Source organism: Enterobacter sp. Taxon_2, assembly GCF_058355295.1.
On the sequence record NZ_CM178024.1, the window covers coordinates 1041306 to 1058827 of the forward strand.

The 17522-nt window shown below is 56.9% G+C and carries 19 protein-coding genes and 1 other RNA gene; 13 read left to right on the forward strand and 7 right to left on the reverse strand.

The window, feature by feature from the left end; genetic code table 11:
* The first annotated feature begins 147 nt into the window (after positions 1-147).
* On the forward strand, positions 148-486 hold the full coding sequence (gene glnK / locus AC4IC4_RS04795) for a P-II family nitrogen regulator (RefSeq protein ID WP_008503304.1): 339 nt from the start codon (positions 148-150) through the stop codon (positions 484-486).
* A gap of 35 nt (positions 487-521) precedes the next feature.
* A complete protein-coding gene (amtB, locus tag AC4IC4_RS04800) occupies positions 522-1811 on the forward strand; it encodes an ammonium transporter AmtB (RefSeq protein ID WP_024906831.1) in 1290 nt (429 codons plus the stop codon).
* A gap of 96 nt (positions 1812-1907) precedes the next feature.
* Here the strand turns inward: amtB and tesB are convergent, their stop codons facing one another.
* On the reverse strand, positions 1908-2768 hold the full coding sequence (tesB, locus tag AC4IC4_RS04805) for an acyl-CoA thioesterase II (RefSeq protein ID WP_023293157.1): 861 nt from the start codon (positions 2766-2768) through the stop codon (positions 1908-1910).
* A gap of 200 nt (positions 2769-2968) precedes the next feature.
* On the opposite strand from tesB, the gene AC4IC4_RS04810 reads away from it, so the two are divergent.
* Complete coding sequence (locus AC4IC4_RS04810; protein ID WP_024906833.1) at positions 2969-3496, forward strand: YbaY family lipoprotein; 528 nt, start codon at positions 2969-2971, stop codon at positions 3494-3496.
* Positions 3497-3529: 33 nt separating this feature from the next.
* Here AC4IC4_RS04810 and AC4IC4_RS04815 read toward each other — a convergent pair whose 3' ends face one another.
* Positions 3530-3841 carry an MGMT family protein gene (locus AC4IC4_RS04815; protein ID WP_024906834.1) on the reverse strand — a complete coding sequence of 104 codons (312 nt, stop codon included), beginning with the start codon at positions 3839-3841 and terminating at the stop codon, positions 3530-3532.
* A gap of 170 nt (positions 3842-4011) precedes the next feature.
* Here AC4IC4_RS04815 and ffs point away from each other — a divergent pair.
* The 3 genes from ffs (at position 4012) to AC4IC4_RS04830 (ending at position 4833) form a co-directional block, all read left to right on the forward strand.
* Positions 4012-4108, forward strand: an RNA gene (gene ffs / locus AC4IC4_RS04820) — signal recognition particle sRNA small type.
* 261 nt (positions 4109-4369) lie between these two features.
* Entirely contained in the window at positions 4370-4621 is a 252-nt protein-coding gene (locus tag AC4IC4_RS04825; RefSeq protein WP_023310587.1) for a hypothetical protein, read from the forward strand.
* Positions 4618-4833 carry a hypothetical protein gene (locus AC4IC4_RS04830; protein ID WP_008503298.1) on the forward strand — a complete coding sequence of 72 codons (216 nt, stop codon included), beginning with the start codon at positions 4618-4620 and terminating at the stop codon, positions 4831-4833. The genes AC4IC4_RS04825 and AC4IC4_RS04830 overlap by 4 nt, the downstream gene beginning before the upstream one ends.
* A gap of 83 nt (positions 4834-4916) precedes the next feature.
* On the opposite strand, the gene yczR is transcribed toward AC4IC4_RS04830, so the two are convergent.
* On the reverse strand, positions 4917-6338 hold the full coding sequence (gene yczR / locus AC4IC4_RS04835; RefSeq protein ID WP_491472251.1) for a MocR-like transcription factor YczR: 1422 nt from the start codon (positions 6336-6338) through the stop codon (positions 4917-4919).
* A gap of 86 nt (positions 6339-6424) precedes the next feature.
* On the opposite strand from yczR, the gene yczE reads away from it, so the two are divergent.
* From yczE to AC4IC4_RS04850, 3 genes are all read left to right on the forward strand, one after another.
* A complete protein-coding gene (yczE, locus tag AC4IC4_RS04840; RefSeq protein ID WP_032646175.1) occupies positions 6425-7036 on the forward strand; it encodes a membrane protein YczE in 612 nt (203 codons plus the stop codon).
* Positions 7037-7114: 78 nt separating this feature from the next.
* Positions 7115-8185 carry a LacI family DNA-binding transcriptional regulator gene (locus tag AC4IC4_RS04845; RefSeq protein ID WP_491472252.1) on the forward strand — a complete coding sequence of 357 codons (1071 nt, stop codon included), beginning with the start codon at positions 7115-7117 and terminating at the stop codon, positions 8183-8185.
* A 102-nt stretch (positions 8186-8287) separates the two neighbouring features.
* Positions 8288-11377: a beta-galactosidase gene (locus tag AC4IC4_RS04850; protein ID WP_491472253.1), complete on the forward strand. Its 3090-nt coding sequence runs from the start codon at positions 8288-8290 to the stop codon at positions 11375-11377.
* 38 nt (positions 11378-11415) lie between these two features.
* Here AC4IC4_RS04850 and AC4IC4_RS04855 read toward each other — a convergent pair whose 3' ends face one another.
* Positions 11416-12222, reverse strand: a complete 807-nt coding sequence (locus tag AC4IC4_RS04855) for a nickel/cobalt efflux protein RcnA (protein WP_491472254.1) — start codon at positions 12220-12222, stop codon at positions 11416-11418.
* 132 nt (positions 12223-12354) lie between these two features.
* On the opposite strand from AC4IC4_RS04855, the gene AC4IC4_RS04860 reads away from it, so the two are divergent.
* Positions 12355-12627, forward strand: coding sequence for a metal/formaldehyde-sensitive transcriptional repressor (locus tag AC4IC4_RS04860; protein ID WP_024906840.1), 273 nt, complete (start codon positions 12355-12357; stop codon positions 12625-12627).
* Here the strand turns inward: AC4IC4_RS04860 and AC4IC4_RS04865 are convergent.
* Positions 12620-14185 carry an EAL domain-containing protein gene (locus tag AC4IC4_RS04865; RefSeq protein ID WP_491472255.1) on the reverse strand — a complete coding sequence of 522 codons (1566 nt, stop codon included), beginning with the start codon at positions 14183-14185 and terminating at the stop codon, positions 12620-12622. The two genes, AC4IC4_RS04860 and AC4IC4_RS04865, sit on opposite strands and share 8 nt — an antisense overlap.
* 219 nt (positions 14186-14404) lie before the next feature.
* Here AC4IC4_RS04865 and AC4IC4_RS04870 point away from each other — a divergent pair, with 219 nt between their 5' ends.
* On the forward strand, positions 14405-14665 hold the full coding sequence (locus tag AC4IC4_RS04870) for a type B 50S ribosomal protein L31 (RefSeq protein ID WP_006176933.1): 261 nt from the start codon (positions 14405-14407) through the stop codon (positions 14663-14665).
* Positions 14666-14667: 2 nt separating this feature from the next.
* The gene (gene ykgO, locus AC4IC4_RS04875; protein WP_003859006.1) at positions 14668-14808 is read left to right on the forward strand and encodes a type B 50S ribosomal protein L36; all 141 of its coding nucleotides are present in this window, start codon (positions 14668-14670) and stop codon (positions 14806-14808) included.
* On the opposite strand, the gene AC4IC4_RS04880 is transcribed toward ykgO, so the two are convergent.
* Positions 14805-15515 carry a GNAT family N-acetyltransferase gene (locus AC4IC4_RS04880; protein ID WP_024906842.1) on the reverse strand — a complete coding sequence of 237 codons (711 nt, stop codon included), beginning with the start codon at positions 15513-15515 and terminating at the stop codon, positions 14805-14807. The genes ykgO and AC4IC4_RS04880 overlap by 4 nt on opposite strands.
* Before the next feature lie 101 nt (positions 15516-15616).
* Between AC4IC4_RS04880 and pdxR the strand changes: the two genes are divergently transcribed.
* The gene (gene pdxR, locus AC4IC4_RS04885) at positions 15617-17077 is read left to right on the forward strand and encodes a MocR-like pyridoxine biosynthesis transcription factor PdxR (RefSeq protein WP_491472256.1); all 1461 of its coding nucleotides are present in this window, start codon (positions 15617-15619) and stop codon (positions 17075-17077) included.
* Here the strand turns inward: pdxR and AC4IC4_RS04890 are convergent.
* A complete protein-coding gene (locus AC4IC4_RS04890) occupies positions 17049-17516 on the reverse strand; it encodes a YlaC family protein (RefSeq protein ID WP_024906844.1) in 468 nt (155 codons plus the stop codon). The two genes, pdxR and AC4IC4_RS04890, sit on opposite strands and share 29 nt — an antisense overlap.
* Between the last annotated feature and the right edge of the window lie 6 nt (positions 17517-17522).

Genomic DNA, 17522 nt, shown 5'->3' on the forward strand with positions numbered 1-17522 from the left:
GGTGCGTTTTTTTTCACCCGGGCGTTTAACAGAACCGTGTAACGCTCATCACACCGTTGTTCCCCTTCGTTTTCATTTCTGGCACACCCCTTGCAATACCTTCTGCGTAAGCTGCGGCCATTACCGAATTCTGACTGGAGGGGATCTATGAAGCTGGTTACGGTTGTAATCAAACCATTCAAACTCGAAGACGTGCGCGAAGCGTTGTCTTCAATGGGTATTCAGGGACTGACTGTCACCGAAGTGAAAGGCTTTGGTCGTCAGAAGGGGCATGCCGAGCTTTATCGCGGGGCGGAATACAGCGTTAACTTTCTGCCAAAAGTAAAAATTGATGTCGCGATTGCTGACGATCAGCTTGACGAAGTCATTGATGTCATTAGCAAAGCGGCCTATACCGGCAAAATTGGCGACGGCAAAATTTTCGTTGCCGAACTGCAGCGCGTCATTCGCATTCGTACCGGCGAATCTGACGAAGCGGCTCTGTAATTAACGCCTGGCACACAGTGATAGGGATCGAGAAAATGAAGATAGCAACACTTAAAACGGGTCTGGGTTCGCTGGCACTGCTGCCGGGCCTGGCGCTGGCTGCTACCCCTGCGGTGGTCGACAAAGCCGATAACGCCTTTATGATGATCAGCACCGCGCTGGTGCTGTTCATGTCCATTCCGGGTATTGCGCTGTTCTACGGCGGCCTGATCCGTGGCAAAAACGTTCTCTCCATGCTGACGCAGGTTGCCGTGACGTTCGCACTGGTCTGCGTGCTGTGGGTGGTTTACGGTTACTCGCTGGCGTTCGGCACGGGCAACGCGTTCTTTGGTAACTTCGACTGGGTGATGCTGAAAAATATTGAGCTGACCGCGCTGATGGGCAGCTTCTATCAGTATATTCACGTGGCGTTCCAGGGCTCCTTCGCCTGTATTACCGTCGGGCTGATTGTGGGCGCGCTCGCCGAGCGTATTCGTTTCTCTGCGGTCCTGATCTTCGTGGTGGTCTGGCTGACGCTCTCCTATGTGCCGATTGCGCACATGGTCTGGGGTGGCGGTCTGCTGGCAACGCATGGTGCGCTGGACTTTGCGGGCGGTACCGTTGTTCACATCAACGCCGCGGTAGCGGGTCTGGTGGGTGCCTACCTGATTGGCAAACGCGTGGGCTTCGGTAAAGAAGCGTTTAAACCGCACAACCTGCCGATGGTCTTTACCGGTACGGCTATCCTCTACTTTGGCTGGTTTGGCTTCAACGCCGGCTCAGCAAGTGCAGCAAACGAAATCGCCGCGCTGGCCTTCGTGAACACCGTTGTGGCCACGGCGGGTGCAATCCTCTCCTGGGTATTTGGCGAGTGGGCGGTACGCGGTAAACCTTCTTTGCTGGGTGCCTGTTCGGGTGCCATCGCCGGTCTGGTTGGCATCACCCCAGCATGTGGTTATGTCGGTGTGGGCGGTGCGCTGCTGGTCGGCCTGGTGTCCGGTCTGGCGGGTCTGTGGGGCGTGACTGCACTGAAACGTCTGCTGCGCGTGGATGACCCATGCGATGTGTTTGGCGTGCACGGCGTGTGCGGTATCGTCGGCTGTATCATGACCGGTATCTTCGCGGCGAAATCGCTGGGTGGTGTGGGCTACGCTGAAGGCGTCACTATGGTTCATCAGGTGCTGGTGCAGCTGGAAAGTATTGCTATCACCGTGGTGTGGTCTGCCGTTGTCGCTTTCATTGGCTACAAACTGGCGGATATGACCGTCGGTCTGCGTGTCCCTGAAGAGCAGGAACGCGAAGGTCTGGACGTCAACAGCCACGGCGAGAATGCGTATAACGCCTAATAAACAGCAAAACGGCAACCTCAGGTTGCCGTTTTTAGTGTGTATTCCCTCTCCCTGTGGGAGAGGGTCAGGGTGAGGGCATCAGGCCGCACATAATCACCCGCGATTACGCATTACCCCTTCCTGCACCGTTGAAGCGACCAGCACGCCGTCCTGGGTATAAAACTCCCCACGCACAAACCCGCGAGCGCTCGACGCCGACGTACTCTCCACGCTGTAGAGCAGCCACTCATTCATGTTGAAGGGACGGTGGAACCACATCGAGTGATCGATCGTCGCGACCTGCATCCCTTTTTCGAGGAAGCCGACGCCGTGCGGCTGCAGCGCCACCGGCAGGAAGTTGAAATCAGACGCGTAGCCCAGCAGATACTGATGCACTCGGAAATCTTCCGGCACGGTGCCGTTAGCCCGGATCCACACCTGGCGCTTTGGCTCGGCGGTGTGGCCCTTCATCGGGTTATGGAACTCAACCGGGCGGATCTCCAGCGGTTTATCGCAGAGAAACTTTTCTTTGACCTGAGGCGGAAGCAGATGCGCCAGCGCACGAGCGATATCCGTCTCCGATTTGAGATCGTCCGGCGAGGGGGCAGGGGGCATGACTTTCTGATGCTCATAACCCGGCTCTGGCGCCTGGAAAGAGGCGGTCATGTAAAAGATCGGCTTACCGTTCTGAATGGCCGCGACGCGGCGCGCGCTGAAGCTGTTGCCGTCTCGCAGAACTTCAACGTCATACACGATGGGTTTCGCGCTATCGCCAGGGCGTAAGAAGTAGCTGTGGAACGAATGCACCAGACGGTCTGCCGGGACAGTCTCCTTTGCTGCGTACAGAGCTTGTCCGACGACTTGCCCCCCGAAGACCTGGCGTAAACCTAAATCTTCGCTCTGTCCGCGAAAGAGTCCTTCCTCAATTTTTTCCAGGTTCAGTAATGTCAGCAGATTGTTCAGTGCCTGACTCATAGTTGTCCTCAATAAACGCCGTAGCGAAAGATAGGCTGAGTATAACGCAGAAATGAAAGTGGTCCGATGGGTAGAATAATCTGAATATCAGGATGATTTCAGGCATTAATCAGTGAGTTGTGCCACACTTAACTACGTTATGTGATTGAAACGACATCGGATGGGATCGATCCCGCTGGTGCATTGATAAGGAGACTTCAATGAAACTCGTGCCCATGCTAAGTGGTGTAGCTATTGCGGTGGCGTTGTCCGCCTGTGCCGGTAAGAGCGCCCAGGTGCCAGTGCCAGCAGCAGACCCGAACGGGATTAATACCCTTTCGCAGCAATCCATTCAGCAGCCTAACGTTTCCGGTACCATCTGGATTAAACAGAGAGTTGCGCTGCCGCCGGATGCGGTATTAACCGTGACGCTGTCTGATGCTTCCCTGGCCGACGCACCGTCGAAAGTCGTGGCTCAGCGTGCCGTTCGTACTGAAGGCAAGCAGGCGCCGTTTAGCTTCGTGTTGCCGTATAACCCGTCGGACGTGCAGCCTAACGCCCGTATCCTGCTGAGCGCAGCGGTAACAATCAACGGTAAGCTGGTCTTTATCACCGATACGGTCCAGGAAGCGATTAACAACGGTGGGACCAAAATCGACCTGAACCTGGTGCCTGTGCAGCAGACCGAAGTGCCGGTCGCGCCGCAGACCAATCAGCCGTCCCTGCCAACCCCACCGACTCAGATGTAATATCTGCATTGCCCCTCTCCTCCGGGAGAGGGGTCAATATTCCCAGCGAAATTTCTGCAAATCGATCTGACCCGACCCTGACACCTGCACCCCCTCTGAAAGTAACGCCTGACGCTGACGCTGGAGATCCGGCCCGGTGAGTGAGATGACGCCATGACGATTCACCACCCGATGCCAGGGCAACGTACTGCCTTCCGGCAGCCGTTTCAGGACGCCTCCAACCTGTCGCGCCGCGCGCGGTGAACCGGCCAGGCGTGCGACATCACCATAGGTGGTTACATAGCCTTCCGGGATTGAGGCCACGATTTGCCATACGCGCTGTGGAAAGGAGTCGTGTTCGTCCATACCTTCACCTGTGGGGAGTTTCTGGAAAGCTATGGTAAACCAGGATCTTCATGATTGCTGCGCCTGTTTGCGCAAGAAACCAGCATCCGGTTCCTGGCGGCTTGCAATTGGGCCTTCGCACAGGGATAATGCGCCAGCGCGTTGGTTATCAACGCTCTCAATGGGGGCTCTGTTGGTTCTCCCGCAACGCTACTCTGTTCACCAGGTCAGGTCCGGAAGGAAGCAGCCAGGGCAGACGACGTGTGTGCCGGGATGTAGCTGGCAGGGCCCCCACCCATTTCTGCCCTCATACGATCTTCCTGCTTTACCTCTCCCTTTAAACTACTATCCCATACTAATATTATGCCTATATCGTGTAATATATATTTCATCGCGCTGAAATATTATTGTCATAAACCTGTAATAATAGACTGTCATTTTATTATTGGACGGTTATTTTCTTCCATACCTCAAAAAAATATATATCTGGATAACATTGTTAACTTCGTGTATTAAATAAAGTACTTATTCCGAAGGGAAGTGACAAACATGGCTACAGCGGTATTAAACGTTAAGATTGATGATGCGCTGAAAGAAAGACTTCGCCACTATGCGGAAGTGAATAACGAGAATTTAAGCGTGACGACAGAGAAACTGCTGCTGCTGGCGTTCGAAGCAGTAGAAGAGGCGGGAGTATCGGAAGAGGATATTGATAATCAGCACACGGAAGAAGAGAGTGTTTCTCCTTTTACTCCTAAAGAAATCAAAGCTCTACGCAAACTTCTGAAGAAGAGAAAATGAAACAACAACTGTCAACTGCCAGTGACTACAAAGAGGCCTGCGATCTGTTGCGTTCAGGCTACGTGAAGCATGTACGTCTTGGCTGGAATGTCGGAAGTGATGAGTTCTTTCGTATTGCGTCTGACTGGTGTGATACCGGCGCAAAAATAAAGAAAGACGGTGAAAACTTCGTTATTTCACTGAAAGGTTTTCCTATTCCTGCTCAGCATTAACTCCTGACTAGTGAAAACTGCTGACTGTATCCGTGACAGTCAGCAGTTTTTATTTTTTATGATCTGCTTCAAAATTTTTAATATTAGATCACGCTGCGTTTTAACGATGGCACGTTTTTATTCAGGGCGAGCCATAGCGGTTTGATCCTCAGCAACGCCTGTTCAAGCTCTGCCGATTCGAGCGAGAAGGGCATCCGTAAATAGCGATCAAATGCGCCAGATAAACCAAACCGCGTACCGGTTCCCAGATTGATCCCCAGAATCTCAGCCCGCGCGGCAAGCTGTGTCGCCAGCATGCCTGGCAGCTCAATCCAGTAAGAGAGCCCGCCTTCCGCTTCATGGAATTTCCAGTCCGGGAAATGTTCGCGCAACAGTTCACCGCATCGATCGCGTCGTTCCGCCAGCATCTTCCGGCGCGCGGGCAGAAACGTCTCGCTGTTGTTAATGAGCCACAGCATCGCCAGCTGTTCCAGCAGCGGCGAGCCTAAATCCAGAGTATCCCGCGTCTGGGCAAGCGTGGCGATCGTGCGCGAGGAGGCGCGGATCCAGCCAAGGCGCAGCCCTCCCCAGAAGCTTTTTCCGGCAGAACCTAAGGTGATGACGGTGGCCTGCGGGTTAAAAGCGGCCAGCGGTGGCGGGGGAGGCGCGTCAAACCAGAGATCCACCATTGTTTCATCCACCACCAGCGCCGTGCGGGTTTGGGCAGCAATATCCGTGATGGCCCGACGGGTCGTGATATCCATACAGCGCCCGGTGGGGTTATGAAAATCAGGCATCAGATACGCCAGGCGAGGTGCCGTCTGGGCAAGCGTTGCCGCGAAGCCATCCGTATCCCAGCCGATTTCCGGTAGCGACACCCCCACGGGCCGACACTGCGCTCCCTGAATGGCGGCAATCGCCAGCGGATAGGTGGGGTGATCGACCACGACGCGATCCCCCGGCCCGGTCATCATCCGCAGCACCAGCGCAAAGCCGCTGACGGCGCCATTGACCACCATCACTTCGTCTGCGCGGGTGGGAAGACCCCGCGCGGTATAGCGCGCAGCGATGGCCTCCCGCAGCGTAGGCAGTCCAAGCTGATCGTAGCCCGTCAGCGAGAGATGCTGCGTAATGGCCGTGAGCGCATGGGCATAAGCCTGATGGATCTCCGGCCCGGCATTGAGGGCTGCAGTAGAGAGATCCAGTGCGGCACTTGCCGCTGAAAGGGTGGGAACGGCGCGCGTATCCGGGAGGAGCACGCGTGACCCGCTACCGTGGCGGCTTTCAAGATAACCCTCCTCGCGCAGATGGGCGAGGGCGCTGCTGATGGTGGTCCGGCTTACGTCCAGCGCGGAGGCCAGCTCACGCTCGCCCGGTAGCCGTGTATTCAGCGCCAGACGTCCATCAAGGATTAACAGACGCAACGCGTCGGCCAGCTGTCGCCAGAGCGGGGTACGAGATGAGGCTTGCTGCCAGTGGCCTAAAAGGCGTACCAGAGACTGGCTTCCGAAGCGACGTGATGACATATGCAGTCCACTATTTGAAAACTGGACATTAATCATAGTGCCATTTTAGGTCAGGATGAAAGCCTGGTTCACTGGAGAAGATAAAAATGGTACGTCGTCTGCTACAACTCTATGTCGGTTTAGGACTGTATGGCCTTTCCACCGCAATGTTTATTCGTTCCGATTTGGGTGTCGATCCCTGGGATGTTTTTCACCTTGGGGTGGGGATGCAGCTGGGGATGACGATCGGGACGGTGATCATTGTGACCGGTGCTGCGGTGCTGCTGCTGTGGATCCCCCTGCGCCAGATGCCGGGCCTGGGCACCATCAGCAACGTGATTTGTATCGGTCTGGCGGCGGACGCCAGCATGGCGCTTATTCCGGAACTGGATTCGTTACCTGTTCGCATCGCTTTCCTGGTGTCGGGTATCGTGATGAACGCGATTGCGACCAGCATGTACATTGGCGCAGGTTTTGGTCCTGGCCCACGCGACGGCCTGATGACCGGCATTCATGCCCGTCTGGGGTGGTCCATTCGCAGCGTGCGCACCTCCATTGAGGTGTCCGTCCTGCTGATTGGGTGCGTGCTTGGCGGCACGTTTGGGGTGGGAACCGTACTGTATGCCCTGACCATTGGCCCGCTTATCCAGCTCTGTCTGCCCTGGTTCCGCCAGAAGCCGCGCGTTGCTGAAATCGTGCAGCCGGAGCGGGTTGTCTAATTTTGCGAAGCGCTCACATGTTTTAACGGCGTCGCTGTGCCACAATAATGGGCCACGACTCACGTGATGCCACAATGCATGAAAGCGATCACTCTCTATGATGTCGCCCTCCTTGCGGGGGTTTCTTATCAGACCGTTTCCCGCGTCATTAACGACGCGGAACATGTGTCTGCCCGCACGCGGGAAAAGGTGCAGCAGGCGATGGCGGAGCTGCACTACGTTCCTAACCTGCGGGCACAGCAACTGGCGGGTAAACGCACCCGCACGCTGGGACTCATCACCACCGATCTGGCCCTGCATGCGCCCTCGCAAATTGTGTCGGCGGTAAAATCCCGCGCGGCGGAACAGGGGGCGAGTGTCCTTATCTCCATGGTGGAGCAGCCGCAGCGGTGTCAGGCCGCGCTTCAGGCGCTGCTGGCGCAGCGGGTGGACGCGCTGCTGGTGAATGTGCCGCTCGACGATCCTGACGCCGAGGCGCTCAGGGCGCTGGCGTCGCCTGTTCCGGTGCTGTTCCTTGATGTCTCGCCTTCAGCACAGGTAAACAGCCTCGTGTTTGACGCAGAGCAGGGGGCGCATCTGGGCGTTGAGCATCTGCTTTCTCTGGGACATCAGCGCATTGCACTGCTGAGCGGACCGGAGAGCTCGGTCTCTGCACGGGCGCGCCTGGCGGGATGGGAAGCCGCTCTGGCATTCGCAGGGCTTGAAGCCGCTGCGGTGGCCTGCGGTGACTGGAGCGCGGCCAGCGGATATGAGAAGGGGCATCTGCTGTTGTCTGCGGCGACATTACCGGACGCGATTCTGGTGGCGAACGATCAAATGGCGCTCGGGGTGATGCGCGCCTGTGCGGAAAAAGGGGTAGCGGTTCCGGGCCAGATATCGGTGGTTGGGTTCGACGATACGGCTGACAGCGCCTGGTTTTCTCCGCCGCTGACGACCATTCGCCAGGCGTTTCGCGAGGCGGGCGAGCGCAGCGTGGAGTGGCTGCTGGCCCCCACCGAAGGCGAGACGTGCTGGCAGGTTCAACTGCCGGTAACGCTGGTTACCCGTCATTCCACCGCGCGACGCGCGACGCAGCAGGCCGAACGCGAGGATCTGGCGCAGCAGCTCAGAAGTCTGGCACTCCTGGCCGAGCAGCTTGCCCGCAAATAAAACTTTGTGATCGGACTCGCTACCCTGCGATTGGGCGCTTTACCGTCGTAGAGTGCCAGGGCATGTTAACCAAAATTGTGAGCGCTTCGCAAAGAGGTTGATATGTCTCATACACCTTCGCTGACCCTCAGCGACATCCTGGCCCGTCGGGACTGGGAAAACCCCGGCGTTACCCAGTGGAACCGTCTGGCCGCACACGCGCCGTTGCACAGCTGGCGTAATGAATCTTCTGCCAGAGATGACGCTGCTTCCCTCCGCAGGCGCTCCCTCAACGGGAACTGGCGGTTTAGCTACTTTTCAGCGCCGGAGCAGGTTCCTCAGGCATGGGTAACAGAAGATTGCGCGGATCCCATTGCGATGCCCGTGCCGTCTAACTGGCAGATGCAGGGGTTCGACACGCCCATCTATACCAATGTCACCTACCCGATCCCCGTCAACCCGCCTTTTGTGCCGCAGGAAAACCCGACCGGTTGTTACTCGCTCACATTCGATGTGGATGACGCCTGGCTGCAGAGCGGGCAAACCCGAATTATTTTTGATGGCGTGAACTCGGCGTTCCATCTGTGGTGCAATGGGCAGTGGATAGGCTATTCCCAGGACAGTCGATTGCCCGCCGAATTTGACCTCTCGGCGGCATTACGCCCTGGGCAGAACCGCCTGGCGGTCATGGTCTTGCGCTGGTGCGACGGCAGCTATCTGGAAGATCAGGACATGTGGCGCATGAGCGGCATTTTTCGCGATGTCTCCTTGCTGCATAAGCCGGAGACGCACATTGCGGATTATCATGTGGTTACCGATCTGAATGCGGAGCTGGACCGCGCGACGCTGAAAGTCGAGGTCTCGCTGACAGGCGCTGACTACGCGGAGTGCGACGTGGCGATAACGCTATGGCGCAACGGTGAACGCTGTGGCGGCACCACCCAACGGTCAGGCTCTGCCATTGTGGATGAACGCGGCAACTGGGCCGAGCGGTTAACGGCGGCGATCCCGGTTACAACCCCCGCGTTATGGAGTGCGGAAACCCCGGAACTCTATCGCCTGACGATTGCGCTTTTGGATGAGCAGGGCAGCGTGCTGGAGACGGAAGCGTGCGATGTCGGCTTCCGCCGCGTTGAAATCAGCAACGGCCTGCTGAAGCTCAACGGAAAACCGCTGCTGATCCGCGGGGTTAACCGGCACGAGCATCATCCCGAAAACGGCCAGGTGATGGACGAAGCGACGATGCGTCGCGATATTGAGATCATGAAGCAGCACAACTTCAACGCCGTGCGCTGCTCGCACTACCCGAACCATCCGCTGTGGTACCGGCTTTGCGATCGCTATGGGCTGTACGTTGTTGACGAAGCCAACATCGAAACCCACGGCATGGTGCCGATGAGCCGCCTTGCTGACGATCCGCGCTGGCTGCCCGCCATGAGCGAGCGCGTGACCCGTATGGTGCAGCGCGATCGTAATCATCCCTCAATTATCATCTGGTCGCTAGGCAATGAGTCCGGGCACGGTGCAAACCACGACGCGCTGTATCGCTGGGTGAAATCCACGGATCCGACGCGTCCGGTGCAGTATGAAGGCGGCGGCGCGAACACGGCGGCGACGGATATTGTCTGTCCGATGTATGCCCGGGTCGATCAGGATCAGCCCTTCCCGGCAGTGCCTAAATGGTCAATCAAAAAATGGATCGGCATGCCGGATGAAACACGCCCGCTGATCCTCTGCGAATACGCCCACGCGATGGGGAACAGCTTCGGCGGGTTCGCGAAATACTGGCAGGCGTTTCGCAGCCACCCTCGGTTGCAGGGGGGATTTGTCTGGGACTGGGTCGATCAGGCTCTGACGAAGCAAGATGAAGAGGGCAATACGTTCTGGGCATACGGCGGGGATTTTGGCGATAAGCCGAACGATCGACAGTTCTGTCTTAACGGGCTGGTGTTCCCCGATCGCACGCCGCACCCGGCGCTGTACGAGGCGCAGCGCGCCCAGCAGTTCTTTACCTTTACGCGGGTTAGCACCTCTCCGCTGGTGATTGAGGTGCAAAGCGGCTACCTGTTCCGCCACACCGATAACGAAGTGCTGAGCTGGACGGTTGCCCGGGACGGGGAGGTGCTGGCTTCGGGCGAGGTGACGCTGGCGATAGCCCCTGGAGGCGCTCAGCGTCTGGAGATCGCTCTGCCAGAATTGAAAGCCGAGCCGGGGGAAGTCTGGCTGAATGTTGAAGTACGCCAGCCGCGGGCAACGCCGTGGTCACCGGCAGACCACCGCTGCGCGTGGGATCAGTGGCTGCTTCCCGCTCCACTCTTTATTGCTCCGCCAGTCCCGGCGGGCGAGCCTCCGGTGTTAACGCAAAGCGATCGCATCCTGGAGATCGCGCATGGTCAACAGCGCTGGCAGTTCGATCGCGCATCCGGAAACCTGACCCAATGGTGGCGAAATGGCGTTGAAACGCTGCTTTCACCTCTGACGGATAACGTCAGCCGTGCGCCGCTGGACAACGACATTGGCGTGAGTGAAGCGACGCAGATCGATCCGAATGCCTGGGTTGAACGCTGGAAAGCGGCGGGCATGTACGATCTCACTTTACGCGTTTTGCGCTGTGAGGCAGAGCAGAATGCGGGCGAAGTCGTGGTCACCACCCTCCACGTCGGGGAGTATCATGGCAAAACGCTGTTCCTGAGCCGTAAAGTCTGGCGGGTGGACGATCGGGGCGATCTGCACGGCGATATTCAGGTCGATATGGCGTCTGATATTCCGGAACCTGCACGGATTGGCCTGAGCGTTCATCTCGCCGAAACGCCGGAAAATGTTTCCTGGCTGGGGCTGGGGCCGCATGAAAACTACCCGGACAGAAAGCTGGCGGCGCAGCAGGGGCGCTGGACATTACCTCTCGGAGCCATGCACACGCCGTATATCTTCCCGACGGAAAATGGTTTGCGCTGCGATACCCGCGAACTTGTGCTGGGAACGCATCAGCTGAATGGCAGGTTCCATTTCTCGGTGAGCCGCTACAGCCAGCAGCAGCTGCGGGAGACAACCCATCATCATCTGCTGCGGGAAGAGCCGGGGTGCTGGCTCAACCTCGATGCGTTCCATATGGGCGTGGGCGGCGACGATTCCTGGAGCCCCAGCGTTTCACCGGAATTCATCCTCCAGACTCGTCAGCTTCGCTATACCTTCAGCTGGCAGCAGAACCCTTAACTGACCAGGAGAGGCGGCCACAGGGCGTGGCCGTAGGCTTACGCCAGAATGCCGCTCAGACCGTGCAGGCTCATATAAATCCCTACCACGGTAATCAGCGCTGCGGAGATCCACGGCGCTTTACGGGAAAATTCGCTAAACCCGGGCCAGCGTTTTGTCGCATGTTTGAGGCTCAAGGCGGCAATCGCGCCGGAAGCGACCAGCGTTAGCGCCAGACCGATACTGAAGCTAAATACCAGCGTCGCGCCGAGCGCAAAATGCTTCAGCTGCAGGCAGATCAGCAGAACGGTGATGGACGCCGGGCAGGGGATAAGCCCGCCGGTCAGGCCAAACATGACGATCTGTCCGGTGGTGACGTTTTGACCGCTAAAACGGCGGTTAATATCCTGCGCGTGCGCGCGCTGGTGGGCGTCCTGCCACTCTTCTTCAATTAGCGAATGTTCATGGTGATGATGATCATGATGGTGGTCATGGTGATCATGGTCGTGATGATGATCGTGCGGCTGGCTCTCTTTCCAGGTTCGCCACGCCATCCACAGGGCGATCGCAACGATCAACACCCCGGAGATCAGCTGGAACCAGGGTTCGGACGTATGCGCATCCCAGCCCCGACCAAACCATAATCCCGCCATAGCAACGAGCCAGACCACTGCCGTATGGGAGAGCGTGGCCGCCAGGCCGAGCAGTACCGCCTGTTTCAGCGTGCCGCGGATGGCCACGATAAAAGCGGCCATCATGGTCTTTGAGTGGCCCGGTTCCAGGCCATGCAGTGCGCCAAGCAGGATGGCGCTGGGAACAAACAGCCAGGCATTACCCTGCTGCAGGAGTGAAGCAAAATCGGTCATGGGGGATTCCGGCGTGGAAAATGTCTGCAAATACTACTCCCCCCCAGTAGGATAATACTACCCCCAGTAGAAAAATACTCAGGGGGAGTAGAGCGTGTTATGCTTTAAAAGCCAAAAATAAGGGATAGAGAGATGTCACATACCGTTCGCGATAAGAAAATGTTACTGACTCGCCTGAAGAAAATTCAGGGGCAGAGTAATGCCCTGGAGAAAATGCTCAACAGCGATCACGAATGCGCCGAGGTGTTACAGCAGCTGGCGGCGATCCGCGGGGCGGTCAACGGCATGATGATGCAGGTGATCGAAGGGCATTTAACCGATCATGTGGTGAAAGAACCTGAAGAAGCGCAGCGTGAAGCCGATCTTGGCGTGGTGCTGCAGGTGATCAAATCCTATCTTAAGTAGAATGCGTGCCGAGGTTATTCTCTGCCCAAAGGATAAATTCCATTTTCGGCAGCGCTTTGCTGTAGTACCAGCCCTGTCCGTACTGCACGCCGTGCTGGTGCAGCCAGGCGAGCTGCCCGGCGGTCTCGACGCCTTCCGCAACCATCGCCAGCTCCAGCGACTTCGCCATTTCAATAATGTGCGGCGTCACGTTTTTGTACTCCAGCGCATCCACGAACGATTTATCAATTTTTAGCGTGTCGACATCCAGATCCTGCAGATAGCTCAGGCTGGAATAGCCCGTACCAAAATCATCTATATAGACTGGGTGTCCCGAACGGCGGAAGGCGGCGATAGCCGGCGCGCTGATTTTGGGATCGGCAAAGCCGCGCTCGGTGACCTCAAGGGCGATTTGGCTCGGGTGGACCTTCCATTTGTTCAGCAAGTGACTCAGCAGCGGCGGCAGCGTGCCGGAGGTCAAATCGGCAGGCGCGAGATTGATGGAGATATGCTGATCGGGGTGAAGGTGCAGCCAGTTGCCCATATCCTCGAACACTTTTTCGATAACGAGCTGCGTCAGCTGGGAGATAAGCCCGGTTTGCTCGGCAAGAGGAATAAAAATATCAGGCGAGAGGCTGCTTCCGTCCGGCTGCGGCCAGCGCGTCAGCGCTTCTGCGCCGACAATTTTTCCGCTACACAGCGCCACGATGGGCTGATAGTGAATCACAAAATCGCGGCTGTTAATGGCGTCAAGCAGGCGGTTGCGCGGCGACTGAATGCGACGCAGTATCCGCAGAACAAAAAGCGCGGCAAGCAGGCTTATCAGGACGCCGAAGGGGAGCCATAAAAGCAGCTGCCGGTGCCAGGTTTCCGCCAGCGGTTTGAGCGTAGCCCATGCGACAACGGTAAATCCCAGTTCAGGTACAGGCTTCATAACGTACATTGAACCGTCGTACTGTATGCTGGTCATCTCCTGACCTTTGATCATGTCACGGATATGTGGATCGAGTGTATTACTGCTGGCGAAGATACGGTGTGTTGTGCTTCCTACAAGGGCTGCATCAATCGCTATCTCGCCGAAAGGGATGACATCCACCAGTGAGGCCGGATCGACCAGGACAAGGTAATGACCTTGCCCCAGCACGGCCATGTAGCGATGAAACCCAAGATCGTTTTGCGTGGTCAGCCATGCGCTGTAACCGTCTTCGGTAATGCGCATCGGCGGGGGGAAAGGGGCGGCATGGCTGGTTTGCTCAAGAGAGGAGCAGAGCGGCCTGAGGTTGTCGATATAAATCACTTCCTGAACGTATCGCCACGAGAAAGCGACCCGTCGCATCTCCCTTAACTGCAACGGACTGCACGGCACGCCCTCAAAGGCCTGCAGATGATTAAGCGCTTCTTTCGCCTGATCCACGACCTTGTCGGTGCGTATCAGCACGCGTGAGGCATAGTTTTCCAGCGCATCGACAAATTTATCTTCCGCCTGGCGATGGGCCAGCCAGATGCTCAGGCAAATGGGGACCAGCACGGAAAAGATAAGTACGCCAGTCACCAGACTGACCAGATGTCGGGTTTTCATGCTGTCGTGTCCTTCCTCGTATACCCGTTCCTGAGCACTGAGTTCCCTGCCTGAAGAGAAAGATTTTACCGCGAAATGATATAGTTATAGCACGTGGCTGGCCTGGTTTTCATTTTATCTCAGGTAAACCAGAAAATATCGTCAGAAGGAAGGGGTTGTTTTTAGAACCTGTCCTGGATATTATTTTGTTATGTTATAACAAAACATAAAGGATTGACGATGAAACCCAATATCCATCCAGCCTATCGCACCGTGGTCTTCCACGACACCAGCGCGAATGAATACTTCAAGGTTGGCTCAACCATTAAGACCGACCGCGAAATTGAACTCGACGGTGAAACATATCCGTATATCACCATCGAGGTTTCTTCAAAATCGCACCCGTTTTATACCGGTAAGCAGAAAACGTTCTCCACGGACGGTAGCGCAGCGCGCTTCCGCAAGCGTTTTGGCGGTTTTCTCAATGCGAAGCGGGGCTAACCATGCAGGTACTTAACTCATTACGCAGTGCAAAGCAGCGTCACCCGGATTGCCAGATAGTCAAACGCAAGGGACGCTTGTATGTGATTTGCAAATCCAATCCGCGCTTTAAGGCGGTTCAGGGACGTAAAAAAAGACGCTAGACGCGCGTTTCTCGCCAGCTTTCCAGGGATCTTTTCTGTTTGCCATCGGCAGTAAAATTGTCGGTGGCAAGCCAGCGTTCAAAGGCGTTCGCCAGCGTCGGCCACTCTTTATCGAGAATCGAAAACCAGTCGGTATCCCGGTTATGGCCTTTTATCACCAGCGCCTGGCGAAAACGCCCCTCAAACTGAAAACCCAGGCGCAGGGCGGCTTTGCGAGAAGGTTCGTTCAGGCTATTGCACTTCCACTCATAACGCCGGTAGCCCAGGGTATCGAACACATACCGCATCAGCAGATATTGCGCCTCTGTCGACATGGGCGTGCGGCTTAACAGGGGCGAGAAGTGAACGTGCCCCACTTCCACGACCCCGTTTTTAGGATCGATCCGCATCAGGGACAGCGTTCCAACGGGGGACTGAGTCCGGTTATCCATCACGGTAAAGTGGATGGGATCGGATAACTCACTTACGCTCGCCACCCATTCGGCAAATTCCTCTGCGGTGGCATCGGGTTCACGCAGTAGCCACGTCCAGCTGCGGGTATCTTCGGCCAGGGAATAGGCGGAGAACAGCGCGTGTGCATGCTCCACGCGCAGCGGCTCAAGCCGACAATAGTGACCCTGAAGGACCACCCGGGACGGGTGCTGACGGGGTTGCCAGTCGGTAAGCGCTTCGCCCACCGGCTGTCCGAACTGATTGAATGTCTTCATTTTAATTTCCGTGACGTTGAAAAGAGCTTCAGACTAGTGAATTGCTGGTTCCTTAAAAAGAACCACTGCGCTATGTTTTGATGGTGCCACGAGGAGACGAGATGAATATACCGGGTGATGAATTTTATACCTTGCTCCATGCAGCCCTGAAAACACGCGGAGAAGAGACGCTCCAGCGCGCGCTCTACCTTGCTCTGCGGGAGGCCATACTGTGCGGAAGGCTACGATCCGGCAGCCAGCTTTCCGGTTCGCGAACGCTTGCCCAGCAGCTCTCACTTTCCCGGAATACCGTCAATGCGGCGCTGGACCAGCTCACTCTCGAAGGGTATTTGCAGCGTAATCGCCAGGGAACGCGGGTGGCACAGTTAGCTCACCGTTCCGTCACCCGGACAATGCCGGACCCTGCCATCACGCTCGCAAAACGGGTCGGGCTGCTACCTGCGCCAGTGCCCCGGGACACGCCTGTTCTGGCGTTTACCCCAGGCACGCCGGCCATCAACTATTTTCCGCTGCCGCTGTGGCGGCGACTGTACGATCGCGTGATGCGGGAGGAGGGAAATGCTCTGCTAGGGTATGGCGACCCGGCCGGCGAGCCGTCGCTGCGGGCCGCGATTGCCCGACATCTTGCCCTGTCCCGGGGTATTGACTGCGACGCCAGCCAGATTGTGATAACCGAAGGCGCGCTTGAAGGCGTCAATCTCTGCACGATGCTGTTAAGCGAGCCTGGCGATGTCGCCTGGGTAGAAAACCCCGGTTATAGCGGCGCAAAAAGCGCGTTTGTTAAAACCGGCCTGGCAATGACGGGAATACCGGTTGATGACGAGGGTATGTGCTGGGAAGGGCTGGATGCGCCTGCACCCTCACTGATTTTTACCTCACCTTCGCACCAGTTCCCTTACGGGAGCGTGCTCAGCGCGCGGCGGCGGCTGGCGCTGCTGGAGCTCGCCCGGCAGCACAACGCGTGGATCATTGAAGATGATTACGACAGCGAGTTCCGTTATGCCGGTGAGCCCGTACCGGCGATGCTGGGAATGGTCAACAATGCGCCCGTTGTGTATCTGGGGACGTTCAGTAAAACGCTGTTTCCGTCGCTCCGGATGGGATTTATGGTGTTACCGCCAGCGCTGGCGAAAGCGGCTCGCCCGGCCATCGGCTCGCTGTTGCGCGGTGGGCACCGTGCCGAACAGCGCACGCTGGCGCTGTTCATTGAGGACGGTCATTACGCTCGCCATCTTGCCGCCATGCGTCGGCTCTACCGTAAACGCTATCGCCAGCTGCGGGAGGAGCTGGGCGCAGAGCTTCATGCGCCGCACCGTATTCTGGCCGGTGAAGGCGGGATGCATCTGACGCTGGCGATAGACAATATTGATGACAAGAAACTGGTGGAGCAGGCGAGGGCGTTTCAACTGGCCCCCGCTGCACTGAGCGGGTACTACCTGGAGGCGAAGCAGGGGCAAACCGGTCTGGTTTTAGGTTACGGCAATACCTCTGCTTCTCAGTTTGCCTCGGGGATCCGACGTCTGCAGGCGCTCATCACGCAGCAGCAGGGCGGGAAAGGCTAAAGACATCATAGAAAGAGAGCTGTCCTTTGGTGGAGACCATTTTCTGCAGTTTCTCTTTTTGCCCGGCTTCAACCGCCGGAGAATGCAGGATGTTTTCGATCAGTTCCGCTGGCACGAAACGCGTGTTGTACCATTCGCCGTTGTAGCAGACCCGGAAATCGAGCACGTCGATATCTTCGTAACGGTAGCGCGGATTCACGTCGAAAAAGAAAAAGGCGTTAAAGACGACAAACAGTACAACCAGCAGCCAGACGGAGTCCACCAGCGTTTCGGATGTCAGCATTACAATAAGCGTCGCCAGCCAGGCGGCATACATGGCGACAAACAGTCCAGGATGTTTGCGAATAAAGCTAATGCTAAAGCGTGGGCGATTGTCGCGCTTTTCGCGGAGGTTAAGATCGTCGATGGTGGCGGTAAGCAGGCGCTGTATCTCGGTCATTTTTTG

Coding starts and splice junctions, on each gene's coding strand:
- yczR (WP_491472251.1), bottom strand. CDS start 6,338: ATGTCATCACGTCGCTTCGGAAGCCAGTCTCTGGTACGCCTTTTAGGC.
- amtB (WP_024906831.1), top strand. CDS start 522: ATGAAGATAGCAACACTTAAAACGGGTCTGGGTTCGCTGGCACTGCTG.
- AC4IC4_RS04845 (WP_491472252.1), top strand. CDS start 7,115: ATGAAAGCGATCACTCTCTATGATGTCGCCCTCCTTGCGGGGGTTTCT.
- tesB (WP_023293157.1), bottom strand. CDS start 2,768: ATGAGTCAGGCACTGAACAATCTGCTGACATTACTGAACCTGGAAAAA.
- AC4IC4_RS04810 (WP_024906833.1), top strand. CDS start 2,969: ATGAAACTCGTGCCCATGCTAAGTGGTGTAGCTATTGCGGTGGCGTTG.
- yczE (WP_032646175.1), top strand. CDS start 6,425: ATGGTACGTCGTCTGCTACAACTCTATGTCGGTTTAGGACTGTATGGC.
- AC4IC4_RS04890 (WP_024906844.1), bottom strand. CDS start 17,516: ATGACCGAGATACAGCGCCTGCTTACCGCCACCATCGACGATCTTAAC.
- AC4IC4_RS04830 (WP_008503298.1), top strand. CDS start 4,618: ATGAAACAACAACTGTCAACTGCCAGTGACTACAAAGAGGCCTGCGAT.
- AC4IC4_RS04815 (WP_024906834.1), bottom strand. CDS start 3,841: ATGGACGAACACGACTCCTTTCCACAGCGCGTATGGCAAATCGTGGCC.
- AC4IC4_RS04865 (WP_491472255.1), bottom strand. CDS start 14,185: ATGAAAACCCGACATCTGGTCAGTCTGGTGACTGGCGTACTTATCTTT.
- AC4IC4_RS04850 (WP_491472253.1), top strand. CDS start 8,288: ATGTCTCATACACCTTCGCTGACCCTCAGCGACATCCTGGCCCGTCGG.
- AC4IC4_RS04860 (WP_024906840.1), top strand. CDS start 12,355: ATGTCACATACCGTTCGCGATAAGAAAATGTTACTGACTCGCCTGAAG.
- pdxR (WP_491472256.1), top strand. CDS start 15,617: ATGAATATACCGGGTGATGAATTTTATACCTTGCTCCATGCAGCCCTG.
- ykgO (WP_003859006.1), top strand. CDS start 14,668: ATGCAGGTACTTAACTCATTACGCAGTGCAAAGCAGCGTCACCCGGAT.
- AC4IC4_RS04880 (WP_024906842.1), bottom strand. CDS start 15,515: ATGAAGACATTCAATCAGTTCGGACAGCCGGTGGGCGAAGCGCTTACC.
- AC4IC4_RS04825 (WP_023310587.1), top strand. CDS start 4,370: ATGGCTACAGCGGTATTAAACGTTAAGATTGATGATGCGCTGAAAGAA.
- glnK (WP_008503304.1), top strand. CDS start 148: ATGAAGCTGGTTACGGTTGTAATCAAACCATTCAAACTCGAAGACGTG.
- AC4IC4_RS04855 (WP_491472254.1), bottom strand. CDS start 12,222: ATGACCGATTTTGCTTCACTCCTGCAGCAGGGTAATGCCTGGCTGTTT.
- AC4IC4_RS04870 (WP_006176933.1), top strand. CDS start 14,405: ATGAAACCCAATATCCATCCAGCCTATCGCACCGTGGTCTTCCACGAC.